The sequence below is a fragment of the Corallincola spongiicola genome, from assembly GCF_004284785.1.
Classification (GTDB): Bacteria; Pseudomonadota; Gammaproteobacteria; order Enterobacterales; family Neiellaceae; genus Corallincola; species Corallincola holothuriorum.
In genome coordinates, this window is record NZ_SHLY01000005.1 from 14639 (window position 1) to 29911 (window position 15273).

Sequence of the window (15273 nt, forward strand, 5' to 3'; positions counted from 1 at the left end):
GCGGGTGCTGAAGCAATAAGCGACCATACCCTTATTCGCTTAACTGCCGAGTCTGTTCGGCTGGAAATCTAATCTTATTATCGCCATGACAGCCAAGACCGAGCCTGCTTATTCGCCTCTTACCAACTCAGCTGCGTTCATGCCAGAAGCGGCTTTGGCGCAATTACGGGCGCAGTTTCCTGCCCTGCAGCTAAAAGTGGCAGATACGCCGTTGGTCTATCTTGATAACGCCGCCACCAGCCAAAAGCCCCATTGCGTGATCGATGCCATGGTCAATCATTGGCAGCGCCACAATGCCAATGTCCATCGTGCCAGTCACCGCCTGAGTCGCTTTGCCACCGAAGCATTTGAAGAGGCTAGGCAGACCGTCGCCCGTTTTATCAATGCGCCAAGTGCAGCACAGATCGTTTGGACGCGAGGCACCACCGAGAGCATTAATCTGCTGGCCAATGGTTTTACCAACCAGCTGAAACCTGGGGATGAGATCTTACTGACGGCGATGGAACATCACGCCAACATTGTGCCCTGGCAACTACTCTGCGAGCGCACCGGTGCGGTGCTGAACGTGGTGCCCGTGCTAGGTGATGGCCGGTTAGATATGGCGCAATTCGCCGCGCTGTTAAGCCCACGCACTAAAGTGTTTGCCGTGGGGCATGCCTCCAATGCTTTGGGCACGATTCATCCGGTACAGCAGATGGTGGCCGCCGCCAAGAACGTGGGCGCGATCACCGTGGTGGATGGCGCACAGGCGGTGGCTCATTTAGCGGTGGATGTACAAGCGCTGGATTGTGATTTCTATGCCTTCTCTGGTCATAAAATGTTTGCCCCCAGCGGGATCGGCGTACTGTATGGCAAGGCTGCTGCCTTAGCAGCTTTACCGCCTTGGCAGGGCGGTGGTGAGATGATCGAAAAAGTGAGTTTTTCCGGTAGCCGCTTTCAGGCGCCGCCATTTCGATTTGAAGCGGGTACGCCCAACATCGAAGGCGCTATTGGTTTGGCGGCGGCTATTGATTTCATCAATGCGCAGCCACGCCAGTAATGGCTAGCCCACGAACAAGCGTTGCGCCAACACACATATCAACGTCTGGCTGCACTGCCAGGGGTGACCTTATATGGGCCGCCAGCCGATGCAAATGACGTCGTCAGTTTGGTCTCGATCACCATCGATGGCGTGCATGGCAAAGATATGGGCATGTTGTTGGATCAGCGGCAAGTGGCTGTAAGGGTAGGGCACCATTGTGCCATGCCGCTAATGGAACAACTGGGTATTAACGGCACGTTACGGATCAGTTTTGCTGCCTATAACAGCCTTGCCGAAGCCGACCGTGCGGTGGATTTAATTGCCGGGTTCTTAGTTGATGCGTTGGCCGATACGTCGGCTGAAAACTCGGCCGATAACTTAGTCGATGACTCAGCGGAAAACTTAACAGAGAACACCGAACCGCTTGCCAAGGCAGCCGCTTCTCAATCCAGCCCGCAAGGCGAGCCAGAAACCGTGGCGGCAGTCATCGACGACAAAGCGTTACCGCTTTGGATATGGCCATTAGCGGAGCTACAAGCATTGATCACAACGGCAAAGGGTTGGGAAGGGCGCAATCGGCAGTTGATGTTGATGGCTAAAAGGCTACCCGGTTTAAAGCTGGCACAGAAACAACCCGCAGCCGAAGTGACAGGTTGCGAGAGTCGCACTTGGTTGTTGCATCAGGTTAAAGATGGCTGTCATTGGTTTGCCGCCGATTCTGATGCCCGTATTGTGCGGGGTTTACTGGTACTGTTACTGGCGGCGGTTAATGGTCAAACTACGGCAGCGGTGCAAGCATTTGATGGCCGCCAGTGGTTTCGCGATCTGGGACTGTTAGAGCATTTAAGCCCCTCCCGCGGCAATGGTTTACTGGCTATCGTTGATGCCATTCAGCACGCTGTCTCAGACCCTAACCATCGTCCTTAAGCTAATAAAAGAAGGTAGCCTTTTCGTGCAAAATTCAGTGCGTTTAATTCAACCAGAGGCTCAGACTCACAAGCCGATCACGCCAGCTAAAATCGTCTGCGTTGGGCGTAACTACGTTGACCACATCAAAGAGCTGAACAACGAAGTACCGGAACAGCCGGTCTACTTTCTAAAGCCAAATTCAGCGATCAGCAACACCCTGTACAGCGTATTGGGTGAGCCTCTGCACTACGAAACCGAGATCTGTTTCTTGGTTGAGCAGGGCAAGCTTATTGCTGCAGGCGTCGGTTTGGATATCACCAAGCGCGGCTTACAAAGCCAGCTTAAGGCCAAGTCACTGCCTTGGGAACGCGCCAAAGCGTTTGATGGCTCAGCCCTGTTTAGCGACTTTGTAGTTATCGACAGCCTCAGCCAACAATTGCAATTGAAACTGTGGATAGATGGCGTGCTAGTGCAGCAGGGAGGCATCAGCTTGATGCTGCATAAACCTGACGTCGTACTCGCCGATATTGCGGAATTTATGACACTGCAGGATGGCGATATCTTGATGACAGGCACGCCCAAAGGCGTCGGGCAAATAGTCGCCGGACAGCGCTTTGTCGCGCAGTTGCTGGATGGTGAGCAATGCCTGACCGAAGTCAGTTGGGTTGCGGTTTAGGTATGATTTGTCCGTCGCTAACCTCAGCGCGCTTTTGTGAGCAATAGACAAAAATGCTTTTAATCAGTGGGTTATGATTAAGCAATTATAAAATGGGGCAGGGACATCTAGTCGGTATATAGGGATAGGTATACATCGCTCCCTTATCCAGATAGATGGTCTGTGTAGATCTATTTAGCGTTAGCCTGAGTTATGAACCGTAGAATATTCTTGACGTTAGCACTTGGATCAACAGCTTCTGTAGCAATGGGCTGTAAGTTTGGTATGACCCCAAAAAATGCACACGAAGATTCAGACCAAGACTTTCTCGAATACCTTTCGGAGAACGGGAAAGATATTGAGGCGATTAAAGTTTCAGAGTTGTTTGAGAGCTGCCTGAGCTTCTACCGAGATAGGCGCTACCATGGGTTAGATCCAGAACCCTCATCGGATATGCTGTTGTATGAATGGGGCGTTTATGACTGGGGGCATGGAGAGTACTTCCAAATAGGCATAAAGCGCCAATATATCGTGGCAGGAACTGTGGATGATGAAGGATACACACAACTCTATTGCGATGCCTTTTTCTCGCCAACACCTAAACTTGCGGCTCTGGGTAGTGGTAACAAGTGGTGTGTCTCCAGAGACGAGCTCAGAGACTTTGAACAATTCGTAAAACGCAGCGAAGCATTCAGGATTGTAGCTGAGCTGAAGCCTCTAAAGGTCGTCGTACGAACCGATGGCGTCTAGCCAGGCTAACAAACCAACCCACGTGGACGCTTTCTCGCAGGCTGGCGTCGCTGCGCTCCTTATTTTAGCCTGCTCAATCCGCCCGTGGTTGGGGCGTTAAACATCAAAGGAGAGTCTTCTATGGCAACAACAGAGGAAGTCTACCGAGAATCTCAAGCTCGGTTACATAAAGTACTTGGCTCTTATCTACTCGTGAAAGCATGGGATTTGAAGGTGGATTGTGTCGCCATACCAAGATCTACACTTTTAAAATTCCTCAATTTGCAGAGAATGAAAAACAAACGTATTGACTGGCTGAAAGAAGATTTAAAGACATTTTTTCCGTACCAATGGACAACTGTAACAACGGGCACTGATACATACGCAACCCTTTACGTCTCGCGCTTTAGGTTTCCTGCCGGGGGTAAGAGTGGTTCGATGACTGACTCAAAAAGAGTAAAGCACTTCACAGAGTTAGGACTTAAATCAAAAGTTATTAAAGTGCCAGATGAGACAGAAATCTATACAAAAATGGCCTTACTATCTAATGGTTTATCTGACCCGTCGGAGTTTGATGCTTAGTATCAAGTTTGAAGTGCAACAGTAGCGGTTAGTGTTCATTGATTACCTCTTCAGCTGTTTTGTCGCCTAATCGTTTTCTCGGGCGATTGTTCAATCGCTTGGCGGTAGATTCATAGTCCGCTTGCGTTATGGATGCTGAATTTTCCCCTGATTTAACACCCTTAAGGCAAGACGGCGAGGTGCTTACTCCTGACTCTGTGGCCAAATACCGCAGCTTTTTACAGGCTACGTCAAAAGCCCGATCTATGATAAAAGTAGAGTTCATTGCAGATAGGGATCAAATATACATAACGGATTAACTCAAATGTCAGAGACGGACTACCCAGCCACACTTGGATCCAGGCTAGCTGAGGTCAAAACTCAATTCATAGAGGCGCTCAGCAGTGAGACCGCCCCTGCACTTAGAAAGATCATCGAGCAGTTTTCCGAGCAACAGCTCTATCATATCGGCCTCTACTATAACGCTGGCACATGGTCTTATTGCACCCCTTTTGCTTGTAGCGAACAAGGCTTAGTGACGGGGCTTGAGCAATGTTTCGATGAGGAGGGGATCAGTGATGCTGAAATGAAATCGGCTATCCGTTGGGATCCCAGCAGTGCCACTTTTTTGCCTGTTGAGGGTGTCGTCGCAGCGCTGCTGACGAAGACTGAGCGTAGCCTCTCCTCGGTTAATGATCTTTTGGAGAGTCTGGATCCTATCTATTCCATACCAGCACCGGAAAACAGAGAGCAATCGGCCAACTACAAATCTGTAGAGGAAGCCTACTACGATCTGATCCGTGAAGTGCACAGCGAGTTGCATCAGGCTGCGGTTGAGGCGCTTTGCTGTGTGGCTGCTCTGCCAGATATCGCTGAGTTTTTGACGTCTCACCCATGCATTTTGAGTGTTTGCTCCGATGAAATAGACGACGAGCAATTTGTTGCCGACGTCATCAAAATCAATGGTCGTTCAGGCGCTAGTCGCGTGGTCGAGGATTTCAAAGTGAAGGCTAGCGTGTTTGGGGCTGAACCTACTGAAGCGGAGATCCAAGCGTTTATTGCCGCCAGACAACCATAGCGTTTTCGTTGAGCCCCCAATCGCAACTATACATCCACAATGACAGCCGCAACAATGAGCGCAACGAGTGGGGCTGACGGTGCGATCAGCCACCAAGACCACAGTGAGACGTCGGTAAAAGCGTATAGGCACCAAGCGATAGGGATTAACCAGAATGGGTAGGTAAGAAGCATTGCAATGGCTGGCAGTGCAATAGCTGTGATGACAGCTCTTCTCCAAGCGCGATCTTGCTTACACTTGCTGAGTGTTAATGGTAGCCAACCACTGATGGTCAGCGAGGGAATATATAAGGCGGCAGCAATTAAGCTGATGAGTATCATCCATGATAATGTCATTTTTTATCCGTTACTGTTGGTACGTTTAGGGTTGTTACTTTTGTTAATTGGCTTCCAAATTGCCCGAAATAGATCGTAACTGGTCAGCAGCATCACTGGCGATACTGCTGCTGATAATATTCCCATTGCCCAGCTATGTGTGCCGGTATCACATGGGTTGTATCGACAGACCAATTCTGTGGGCTGTAAAACAATGAGAGGGAATGTTAAGCCTGCCATTAAGCAGCCCAATAATAGAAAAATAGCCCCGAAGCCGATCCTGCCCTTGGTTGATTCAATGATATGTGGCGTCACGGTGCCGCTTTTGGCAAACATCCACACATACCAAATACACAGTGAGGCAGCGCCGAGCGCAAGTAAGTCAAACAAAATATTAGCAAACGTTGATGGGAGTACTGCCAGAGCTAGGAAGTACGCTAAAAGGATAGTGATGATCTGCCAATGCATGAATATCGTTGCCTGATTCGTCTTAGTTCTTATCTGCTTGTTTGATGGAGCGGCTTAGATCTTTGCCAATAACAGCAATTAGTTGGCTACCGCTTGTTCATAAACAAAATCATAATATTGCGCTGAATTAGCGCCGTAAAAACGGGTCAAGATTGCGTCGACTTCCTTTCGTTTATTATCAAAGAGCAGGCAAAATGCTTCTCGGCGAAACCACTTTCCTACCATGCCTCTGCGGTATACAGCTTGTAGCGTAATGTCATAGCGGCCGTCACTGTTTTTTGTCACCGCTAGGCTGTTGTCACTCATGTGCGGACATTGCCACATGATGGTGGTGGCAAGTAATGCTTCGCCCTGTTGTGTGCGTACTTGTTTTTTTGTTAGTGCGTTAATTTTAACGAGTGCGTCTTCTAAGCTGGTATCTGGATAAATATTTAGATTTTCTGTCTCAGTTGAAACGCACATATGCATCAGTGCCGTTGTGTTGTGCGGGGCGTTTAGTTGTTCAGGGTCGAGAACCGCTTTGCAGGCCTGTCGGTTGGGCAACCACTGATAAAGCAGTCCTGTGATGCAAAATATTCCTCCGGAAATGGCGATCAGACCGATAACTCCTCTGTGTGCGGCATCGGAACAGTCTGTGGCTTCGTCACATAAGAGTGATAATGGCTCGTGTGAAAGCAAATAAAATCCGACATAGAGAAAAATGGGGCTGCCAAGTAGCATTGCGAAGCATTTAATTAGGCTAAGTCGCTCAAGCAAGGGGAGGCCTTGAGGGTGCAGTTTGTCGTCAATCAGTGCCGCAGAATAGGGCAGCAAATAGATAGCAAAAATGAGCAGTGTGGCGTCAAGGAAAGCGCCGAACCACGTGTAACGCCAGATAACGCTAACGCTAATACAAAACACCAAAACGGCTAAATGCAGATATTTTTCGATAGAACTCATTCGAACACTTCCCTGTCTTTCCACTTTTTTAGTAAGCCGACACTAAGACTATGATTCACAAAAAATAAGCGAAAACGGCTATCGCTGTGCAGGTGGCTCTGATGAACAGTCGATGGGTCATCCCTTGTGGTCAGAGCTTAACTGCGCTTACTCCGTTGTTGGCTTTTCTAATAACGCTTTACGTGCTTTTGCTAGCACCTTATCGACTGCTCTGGCGGCGGCGATAAAGCCAAAGGTTGCGGTCACCATAGTCGCGGCGCCAAAACCGCCAGCGCAATCTAAGCGGGTGCTGCCATCATTCATCGCTTTGGTTTGGCATACCGAGCCGTCCGCTTGTGGGTAGACCAGCTGCTCTTCTGAAAATACCGCTTCGATACCAAATTTGCGCTTGGTGTTCTTGGTGAAGTTGTGCTTTCGCCGCAGGTTGTTGCGTACCTTGGCAAGCAGTGGGTCGTTAAAGGTTTTGGCCAGATCGCCGCTGGTGATCAAGCGGGGATCGGTTTGCCCACCCGCGCCACCAACGGTGATTAAAGGGATCTTGTTACGCTTACAGAAGGCGATCATCGCCGTTTTGGCGTTGACACTATCAATGGCGTCAATCACACAGTCAAAGCCCGCTAGTAGATATTCGGCTTGGGTCTCTTCGGTGACAAAATCTTCAATACAGTTAACCTGGCAGGCAGGATTGATGGCGCGAATACGCTCAGCCATGACGGCGGTTTTGTCTTGGCCTATGGTGTCTGCGGTGGCATGGATCTGGCGGTTGGTGTTGGTGACACAAATATCGTCTAGGTCGATCAGGGTGAGTTGGCCAACACCGCTACGGGCTAGCGCCTCCGCCGTCCATGAACCGACACCACCAATACCGATAACGCATAGGTGCGCGTTGGCGAGGATCTGTGCTGCATCATTACCATACAAGCGGTTGATGCCACCGAAGCGCAAAGTGTCTGTACTGCTGTCTACATCGATATCGGTCATTACACTACCAAACAGGCCATGATCCGCTGACCAATGCTGGCCAGCTAAGTTGAGGCGGCATTATACTGATCGTATCCATATCAATCCAAACTAAACTAAATGGGTCAGGGCTTTGAATCACGACGATACCCAAACAACATCGCCTGAATTGGCTGGGCAGCTATTCGCGCTAATGGACTTTACCTCGCTCAATCAAGACGATGATGAGTCGGCTATTACCCAATTGTGCCACGACAGCTGTATTGAGCTGGATAGCGGTGACTTGCTGAATGTGGCAGCACTGTGTGTTTATCCGCGCTGGGTATCATTGGCGAAACAACTTCGGCCTGACAATCAAACCCGCATTGCGACGGTGGCGAACTTTCCGGCCGGTGATGCTAAACCGGCGACGGTGATGCATGAGGTGTCTGCCGCCTTAGAGGCTGGGGCGGACGAAATTGATCTGGTGATCCCCTATCGGGCGGTGATGGCAGGGCAGTGGTGGTTAGCCGCGGCGTTGGTTAAATCGGTTCGTCGCCTGAACGAAGCTTGTGTTGTAAAAGTGATTATTGAAAGTGGCGAACTTCAGGATGTGTCACTTATTCGCACAGCCAGTCAGTTGGCGCTGGATGAGGGAGCCGATTTTATCAAAACCTCAACTGGCAAAGTGGCAGTGAATGCGACACTGGAAGCGGCGAAAGTGATGCTTGAGTGCATCCGTGAACATGGCAACGTGGCTGGTTTTAAAGCGGCTGGAGGCATTAGAACCATGGCAGAAGCGAGCGATTACTATCAGCTAGTCAAGCAAACACTGGGAGCTGACGCGTTGACTGCAAAACGATTCCGTTTAGGCGCCAGCAGTTTGCGGCAATCACTGTTGCAACAGATGCATACGGATGGTGTGCTTAATGATGCTCAGGGCGCAGTGACTCAGACGGGAGAATACTAGCGATGCAAAGACGGGTGATCTGGCTGGTGTTGGACTCCTTTGGTATTGGCGCTTCCGCCGATGCCGAACAGTTTGGTGACGCAGGGGCCAATACGCTGTTGCATATCGCCGATGCTTGCCAGCAGATCAGGAAACGGCCGCTCGCGTTACCTAATCTATACCAATTGGGCTTGGCTGATGCCTGCGCGGCCAGCAGTGGCCATTGGCCAGAAGGCTGGAACAGCACGCTGGGTAGTGCGCCAATCACTGGCGAAGCGCCACTTAACCTGCTGGGGCATAAGGCGAGCTGGGGATTCGCCGAAGAGATATCCAGCGGCAAAGACACCCCTTGTGGCCATTGGGAGATGGCAGGGGTGCCGGTGTTTTTCGAATGGGGCTATTTCCCGGAAAAAACAGAATCATTCCCCCCCAGTTTTTTGCGCAAGTTACGTCAGCAAGGTCTGCTTCCCGGCGTATTGGGCAACTGCCATGCGTCGGGGCCTGCGATTATTAAAGAACTTGGCGAGCAGTCTGTCGCTGAGGGGATGCCAATCTGTTACACCTCGGCTGATAGCGTGTTTCAAATTGCGGCCCATGAGCAGCATTTCGGTTTGGAGCGTCTTTATCAACTGTGCCGTTTAGCTTTGGAGCTATTGGCGCCCCACAACATCTCCCGTGTTATCGCTCGGCCATTTGTTGGCGAGGATGCCGAGAGCTTTAAGCGCACCGCCAATCGTCAGGACTTTTGCGTTGAGCCGCCGGGCAAGACACTGTTGGAACGCTTGGCCGATGAAGGTCGGGAAGTGATTTCTGTGGGAAAAATTGCCGATATTTATGTGCATAAAGGGGTGAGCCAAGCGCTTCACGGTGATGGCAATGATGCCCTGTTTGAACAAACCTTAAAGGCGCTAAAAACTCTACCCGCCGGTGGTTTGTTGATGACCAACTTGGTTGACTTCGACATGTTGTATGGCCATCGCCGCGACACCTTGGGCTATGCCGATGCCCTGGAGCAATTTGACGCCCGCTTACCTGAGTTACTGGCGGCGATGGCAGAGGAAGACCTGCTGCTGATGACGGCTGATCATGGTTGCGATCCCACCTGGTCTGGTACTGATCATACCCGCGAACATGTGCCGATATTGGTCGCCGGAAAACAGATAAAGACAGGGACGGTTGGCCATCGCAAAAGTTTTTCTGATATGGGACAAACTGTTGCACAATTCATGGAAATACAACCGCTTGAGTACGGCGAGAGCTTTCTTTCTGTGCTATTAGATTAGTTCGAGTTGAGACTAGGAGAGTGTATGGCTACCCCTCACATTAGCGCCGGATCCGGTGCCTTTGCCGATACTGTACTGCTGCCTGGTGATCCGTTGCGGGCCAAGTTTATTGCCGAGCAATATCTAGAGCAGGCTGAGTGTATTAATCAGGTGCGCGGTATGTTGGCGTATACCGGCAATTACAAAGGGTTGCGGGTATCGGTGATGGGCAGTGGCATGGGGATCCCCTCTTGCTCTATTTACGCCCGTGAGTTGTATACCGAGTATGAGGTGAAGCAGATCATCCGCGTTGGTAGCTGCGGCGCTATCCAAGGAGATATACAGCTCAACGATATTATTTTGGCGATGGGTGCTTGTACCGATTCAGGTGTTAATCGGGCACGTCTTGCTGGTCATGATTTTGCTGCGATCGCTGATTACGGCTTGTTAAAACGGGTGGCGGATCAAGCGTTGGCGGATCAAGTGCCGGTGCGGGTGGGTAATGTGGTGTCTACGGATCTGTTTTATGCCCCTAATGGTGATTTGATGGACCGTGCTGATCAGATGGGTGTGCTGGCAGTCGAAATGGAAGCCGCTGGGCTTTACGGCGTTGCAGCGGAATATGGCGCGAAGGCGCTGACCGTGTTAACTGTCAGTGACCATATTCGCCGAGATGAACAGCTAAGTAGTGATGCGCGGGAGCGGAGCTTCCACAGTATGATGAAACTGACCCTTGATGCGCTATTGGATTAAGCGATGGCAGTTTTTAAGACACTTTGTTTGGCATGCTCAGCAATTAGCCTTTCGTTGTCGTTTGCAGTTTTAGCCGATAACCTGGCTGCTGACGGTACTCAAGCTGCACCTCGAGCCTCAGGCGTTGCTGGTTACCCCGCTGTGGTACTGATCAACCGCGGTCACTCAAAGTTAGATCCTCGTTATGACTATCCTCGCGAGTTGCTGGCTGAGGTTTTGTTGAGAACTGAGGATGAGCATGACGGTGTCACGGTGCGCCCCACTGATAAGGTGATGCCTCGCGATAGAGCTTTGCTGGAGCTGGAGCGTGGGGAAGTATTACACGTGATGGCCGAAGCCCCAAAACCAGGCTGGGAAGAGCGGCTTATTCCCGTTCGCATACCTATTCGTAAAGGGATCCAGGGCTATCGCCTATTTTTGATTAAGCAGCAGAATCAGCCGATGTTTGCCAACGTGAATAGTTGGCAACAGTTAGCTGATATTGCAACTGGCTCTGGTGAGCAATGGTCAACACGTTGGGCGATGGAAAAGGCCGGGATGGAAGTGGTCACTGGATTGGATTATGAGTCATTGTTCCGGATGTTGATGCACGATCGCTTTTATTCGTTTGGTCGTGGTGTCAATGAAGTGTTCACCGAGTTCGACGATCGCCAGCGCTTTTATCCTGACCTCGCGGTGGAAAGCACTTTGGTTGTGTATATTCCGCTGCCCACCTATTTTTTTGTTTCACCCAAATACCCAGCATTGGCTGCGCGAATAGAGCGCGGGCTAAGGGGCATGATCGATGATGGCAGTTTTGACCGTTTATTCATTGAGCATTTCGGCGCAGCGATAAAGCGTGCAGATTTGGCTAACCGTAAGCTATTTGCGATCGACAATCCTAACTTGTCAGAGCAAACGCCGTTGCAAGATGCTGCGTTGTGGTACCGCCGCTAACTGATACTGATCTTAGGTTTCAATCGTTACTCTCGAACATTCACCTGTAACTTGCCGGTATCACAGATCAGTGTTTTCACCGATATCAGCAGAGTCGAAGCGATCGCCACGCAGAGCATGACAAAAATTGAGATCATGATCAGCCACTGGTATTTCACGGCTACCACGGGGTCTGTGCCACCTAATATCTGGCCGGTCATCATACCGGGTAGCGTCACGATGCCGGTGGTTGCCATTGAAGCCAGGATCGGGGCAAGGGATTGGCGCATCGCTGATTGCAGGAAAGGCAGGCTGGCTTGATAGGGAGAGGCTCCCAGTACTAACGCGCCTTCATATTCCATCTGCCGTTCAGTAAATGCGTTAAAGAGGCGTTGCAGCGCGACAATATTCCCGCTCATGCTGTTTCCCAATAGCATACCCGCGAGCGGGATCAGGTATTGCGCGTGATAGACGGGCTCTGGGCGCAGCAGTAGTACCAGCAAAATCAACAGCAATGGCAGCAGCCCAAGCAGTAGCCCTGTGAATACCGGAATAAACAGCCGCTTTAGTGGCAAACGCGCTTTGCCGACAATTGCACTGGTGCCCACCAGCAGCATGACCAGCAGCCAAGCAAGATTTAAGCTGATGCTGTTTAGCTGAAACAAAAATTGTAGATAGATACCAACCAGAGTGAGTTGCACACTCATTCTGAAAATGGCCGCAGCGGATTCTTTTGCCAGACCTAATCTAAAGTAGCTATTGATCGCTAGGGGGATTGCAAGCAATAGGCTAAAACAGAGCAGGTAACTCCAGGAGATATCAATGACGGCTTGCATCGTAGGCTCCTTGCGAGGGGCTGGTGGGTAAGCCGCTTTGTTTGCTGTTTAGTCTGATAATATCAAACGGACTATATGGTGCGAGAGTATTGCTCAGCGCCGACGCCTGAGCACCAACGCTAACATAAATCCGGTTAAGCCCGTCAGCAGCAACATAATTCGCCCTTGGTCGTAACTGGTCTGCTTAAGTTGCGTCGCCTGATCCAGTAACTTCTCCATCTCTAGGGTGATGCGAATATACCCGAGAGTTTCGTTCTCTTTGACAACCTCAGCAATATAGGGGCGTAGCTCTCGGCTGGGACGATTTTCAGGGGAGAACTGGCCAAACCCGAGCAGGTCATTGATCGCGAGTACGTTAGCGGAGCGTGCGACGGCGATACCCTCTACATCATAGATGGTCGCGTCGTGGATAAAAGGGTCGGATGCCAGGTGTTCAGCCATGGCTTGTAAGCGCGGCTGATCTTGATCCAACAGCAGTTGCACCGCTTCCAATGCCGCCTGATGGGTCAGCATACGGGACATCACTTCCGTTTGTTGTTGGATGAGTGCGTTCGTTCTCACTGACAGCATGACCATTAATTGCATGATCACCATCACCAAGGCGACAGTGATAGCAATAAAAAATAATCGCCAATAAATTTGCCTAGTGCCGTTATTTTTATTCGAACTCACTGTTTTTATTTTATTTTTTTTATCATTGCCCGCTAATTCCGGTACAACGTTGGCGGTTTGGCTCATGATTCCTTGTTAAGCTCATTTGCGGCTTAGGGAGGACAGAAATACTATAGGTGTCCTGATTTGTGAAGCAACGTCTTATCGTCTTCACATTAGACACTAGATTAAAGGGATAGCGTGTGAAACTAATCACTTTTTCTCTGGCTCCTTCGGCGCTGGATTGGACGAGTCGTGAAGTGTTGGGAAAACTGCTCGATGATGTGAGCTCTGGGCAGAGTTTATTGCAGGATGTTGCACTGACCGATGATGGCGCTCAACTGCGTATTGCAACCGAGGAGGACGATAAACTGACTCGGAGTTTGCAAGCGTATACCTTGGCCGAGCAGGAGCGTGTTGATCACATTCCTCGTCTGGGTAGCCGCTTGGTGGTGTGGGGGGCTGAGCTCAACCTGCGAGGTCTGGCGCTGGTATTGGACTATCTGAAGCAGAGCGATATCCCGGTTAATGGCATTCGTCCGATTGCTGATCTGGCGGAGCCCACTCAGTTAGGTGCTGTGGTTGTGGATCTAGCCAAGGCTGAGTATCCCGATCGTGCCACGTTGGCGGCGGTTGGCCAAACCCTGCAGTTGGATCTGAACCTGCTGGATCAAAACGCACCAGTATTGGATCAGCCAGGGTTGTTGTTGATGGATATGGACTCTACTGCGATCCAGATTGAGTGTATCGACGAGATCGCCAAATTGGCCGGTGTTGGCGAGCAGGTGGCTGAGGTCACTGAACTGGCGATGCAGGGTAAGTTGGATTTCGCCGAGAGCTTACGCGGTCGTGTCGCAACCCTGAAAGGGGCGAACGAGTCTATTCTGGCTGAGGTTGCTGGCGCTATCCCGCTGACGCCCGGCTTGGAAGCGCTGCTGGCAGTACTGAAGCAGCACCATTGGAAAGTGGCGATTGTTTCCGGCGGATTTACCTATTTCACCAGCAAGCTGGAACAGGATCTTGGCTTGGACTTTACCAGGGCGAACACGTTGGAAATTATTGACGGTGTTCTGACGGGCAGTGTGCAGGGCGATATCGTTGATGCGGCAGTGAAAGCGACAACGCTAAATGAGCTGCGTGACGAGTATGGCTTTACCCATCGACAAACGGTTGCAGCTGGTGACGGTGCCAACGATCTGCTGATGATGGCTGAAGCACGTATGGGAGTCGCATTCCATGCGAAGCCGGTGGTGCAAGCACAAGCGGCTACCGGCATCAGCTTGGGCGGCTTAGAGGGTATCTACTACCTGCTGGCCAGCGACTAATGCCAACCCTGCAATACCGTAGCCTGTTCGTCGAGCCTGTGGCTGGTGTCAGGCTACATCTGCGTGAAATCTGTCTGCCTGCTGGCCAGACCGATCAAGGCGCCCCCAGTCGTGGGGCGATCCTGTTTCTTCACGGCTCCATTGAAAATGGTCGTATCTTTTACAATGAGAAAGGGCGCGGCCTTGCGGCCTATCTGGCGTCTCAAGGATTTCATTGTTACGTTGCCGATCTGCGTGGTCGTGGCCTCAGTGAGCCCAAAGTTGGTCGCGGTGCTGACCACGGCCAGTGGGAATCTGTGGTGGAAGATATTCCGGCGTTGCATCGTTTTGTTGCTGACCGCCACCCACAAGGGGTGCACTGGATCGCTCATAGCTGGGGAGGCACCTTGGCTGCCGCCACGTTGATCCGTTTCCCTGAATTACGTCCACAAGTATTGAGTAAAACCCTGTTTGGGGTGAAGCGCCGGATCTCCGTCCGTAGTTTAGAATTCTATTTCAAGATGGGCGTTGTCTGGCAGGGGCTGGCGCCATTATGCAAGTTAGTGTGTGGCTACTTTCCGGCCAAGCCCCTAAAGATCGGTGCGGATAACGAACCTTGGGGAGCGATATGGCAGGTGACGCGCTGGACTCAGGATCGTCATTGGTGTGATCCCGTTGACGGATTCGACTATTCAGCAGCGCTGCAGGCACAGCACGCGGCTCTGATGAGTGAGCCAGTCTCTGACTATCGCTGGCCGCGAAGTTGGTTTCTTGCTGGTGCTAACGACAAGGTATTGGGACATCCAACGGATGTGCAGCTATTTATTGATGAACTGGGGGCTGCAGAAACCCGCTTTACTTTGTTGTCGCAGGTGAAAGGTTATCGTCACGATTACGGTCATATCGATATGTTGGTGCACCGGGACGCGGCACAGGATCACTTTGTCGAATTAGCTGACTGGTTGGACTAACCTCACTAGGTTATCTCTC

17 protein-coding genes and 1 pseudogene are annotated in these 15273 nt (G+C 50.9%); 12 read left to right on the top strand and 6 right to left on the bottom strand.

Annotation, left to right across the window (positions count from 1 at the left end; all coding sequences use genetic code 11):
* Window positions 1-139: 139 nt before the first annotated feature.
* The 6 genes and pseudogenes from EXY25_RS13635 to EXY25_RS13655 all read left to right on the top strand — a co-directional run.
* Window positions 140-1315: pseudogene (locus tag EXY25_RS13635) on the top strand (aminotransferase class V-fold PLP-dependent enzyme); the annotation flags it as partial.
* A gap of 180 nt (window positions 1316-1495) precedes the next feature.
* Window positions 1496-1948, top strand: a complete 453-nt coding sequence (locus EXY25_RS18915) for a SufE family protein (RefSeq protein WP_281275311.1) — start codon at window positions 1496-1498, stop codon at window positions 1946-1948.
* A 25-nt stretch (window positions 1949-1973) separates the two neighbouring features.
* Window positions 1974-2606: a fumarylacetoacetate hydrolase family protein gene (locus tag EXY25_RS13640; protein ID WP_246019561.1), complete on the top strand. Its 633-nt coding sequence runs from the start codon at window positions 1974-1976 to the stop codon at window positions 2604-2606.
* Between the two features lie 264 nt (window positions 2607-2870).
* Complete coding sequence (locus EXY25_RS13645) at window positions 2871-3335, top strand: hypothetical protein (RefSeq protein ID WP_130567191.1); 465 nt, start codon at window positions 2871-2873, stop codon at window positions 3333-3335.
* 120 nt (window positions 3336-3455) lie between these two features.
* On the top strand, window positions 3456-3896 hold the full coding sequence (locus EXY25_RS13650; protein ID WP_130567192.1) for a hypothetical protein: 441 nt from the start codon (window positions 3456-3458) through the stop codon (window positions 3894-3896).
* A 304-nt stretch (window positions 3897-4200) separates the two neighbouring features.
* On the top strand, window positions 4201-4953 hold the full coding sequence (locus EXY25_RS13655) for a hypothetical protein (RefSeq protein WP_130567193.1): 753 nt from the start codon (window positions 4201-4203) through the stop codon (window positions 4951-4953).
* A 26-nt stretch (window positions 4954-4979) separates the two neighbouring features.
* Here the strand turns inward: EXY25_RS13655 and EXY25_RS13660 are convergent, their stop codons facing one another.
* The 4 genes from EXY25_RS13660 to tcdA form a co-directional block, all read right to left on the bottom strand.
* Complete coding sequence (locus EXY25_RS13660) at window positions 4980-5288, bottom strand: hypothetical protein (RefSeq protein WP_130567194.1); 309 nt, start codon at window positions 5286-5288, stop codon at window positions 4980-4982.
* 3 nt (window positions 5289-5291) lie between these two features.
* Window positions 5292-5603 (bottom strand): hypothetical protein, encoded by a 312-nt coding sequence (locus EXY25_RS13665; RefSeq protein ID WP_165419369.1) that lies wholly within the window; start codon window positions 5601-5603, stop codon window positions 5292-5294.
* A gap of 210 nt (window positions 5604-5813) precedes the next feature.
* The gene (locus tag EXY25_RS13670) at window positions 5814-6674 is read right to left on the bottom strand and encodes a hypothetical protein (protein ID WP_130567196.1); all 861 of its coding nucleotides are present in this window, start codon (window positions 6672-6674) and stop codon (window positions 5814-5816) included.
* 147 nt (window positions 6675-6821) lie between these two features.
* Complete coding sequence (gene tcdA, locus EXY25_RS13675) at window positions 6822-7655, bottom strand: tRNA cyclic N6-threonylcarbamoyladenosine(37) synthase TcdA (RefSeq protein WP_130567197.1); 834 nt, start codon at window positions 7653-7655, stop codon at window positions 6822-6824.
* Window positions 7656-7767: 112 nt separating this feature from the next.
* Here tcdA and deoC point away from each other — a divergent pair, with 112 nt between their 5' ends.
* Genes deoC through EXY25_RS13695 form a run of 4 tightly spaced genes read left to right on the top strand, consistent with a single transcriptional unit; the run spans window position 7768 to window position 11513 of the window.
* Window positions 7768-8583 (top strand): deoxyribose-phosphate aldolase, encoded by an 816-nt coding sequence (gene deoC / locus EXY25_RS13680; protein ID WP_246019562.1) that lies wholly within the window; start codon window positions 7768-7770, stop codon window positions 8581-8583.
* A gap of 2 nt (window positions 8584-8585) precedes the next feature.
* Window positions 8586-9845, top strand: a complete 1260-nt coding sequence (locus EXY25_RS13685) for a phosphopentomutase (protein WP_130567198.1) — start codon at window positions 8586-8588, stop codon at window positions 9843-9845.
* A 24-nt stretch (window positions 9846-9869) separates the two neighbouring features.
* Window positions 9870-10577, top strand: a complete 708-nt coding sequence (gene deoD, locus EXY25_RS13690; protein WP_130567199.1) for a purine-nucleoside phosphorylase — start codon at window positions 9870-9872, stop codon at window positions 10575-10577.
* 3 nt (window positions 10578-10580) lie between these two features.
* Entirely contained in the window at window positions 10581-11513 is a 933-nt protein-coding gene (locus EXY25_RS13695; RefSeq protein WP_130567200.1) for a type 2 periplasmic-binding domain-containing protein, read from the top strand.
* A gap of 26 nt (window positions 11514-11539) precedes the next feature.
* Here the strand turns inward: EXY25_RS13695 and EXY25_RS13700 are convergent, their stop codons facing one another.
* Window positions 11540-12328 (bottom strand): ABC transporter permease, encoded by a 789-nt coding sequence (locus EXY25_RS13700; RefSeq protein WP_130567201.1) that lies wholly within the window; start codon window positions 12326-12328, stop codon window positions 11540-11542.
* 93 nt (window positions 12329-12421) lie between these two features.
* Window positions 12422-13066 carry an AhpA/YtjB family protein gene (locus tag EXY25_RS13705; RefSeq protein WP_130567202.1) on the bottom strand — a complete coding sequence of 215 codons (645 nt, stop codon included), beginning with the start codon at window positions 13064-13066 and terminating at the stop codon, window positions 12422-12424.
* Between the two features lie 116 nt (window positions 13067-13182).
* On the opposite strand from EXY25_RS13705, the gene serB reads away from it, so the two are divergent.
* Both serB and EXY25_RS13715 read left to right on the top strand, forming a co-directional pair.
* Window positions 13183-14304: a phosphoserine phosphatase SerB gene (gene serB / locus EXY25_RS18920; protein ID WP_233496519.1), complete on the top strand. Its 1122-nt coding sequence runs from the start codon at window positions 13183-13185 to the stop codon at window positions 14302-14304.
* Window positions 14304-15254: an alpha/beta fold hydrolase gene (locus EXY25_RS13715; protein WP_130567203.1), complete on the top strand. Its 951-nt coding sequence runs from the start codon at window positions 14304-14306 to the stop codon at window positions 15252-15254. Before serB ends, EXY25_RS13715 begins: the two co-directional genes overlap by 1 nt.
* The last annotated feature ends 19 nt before the right edge of the window (window positions 15255-15273 follow it).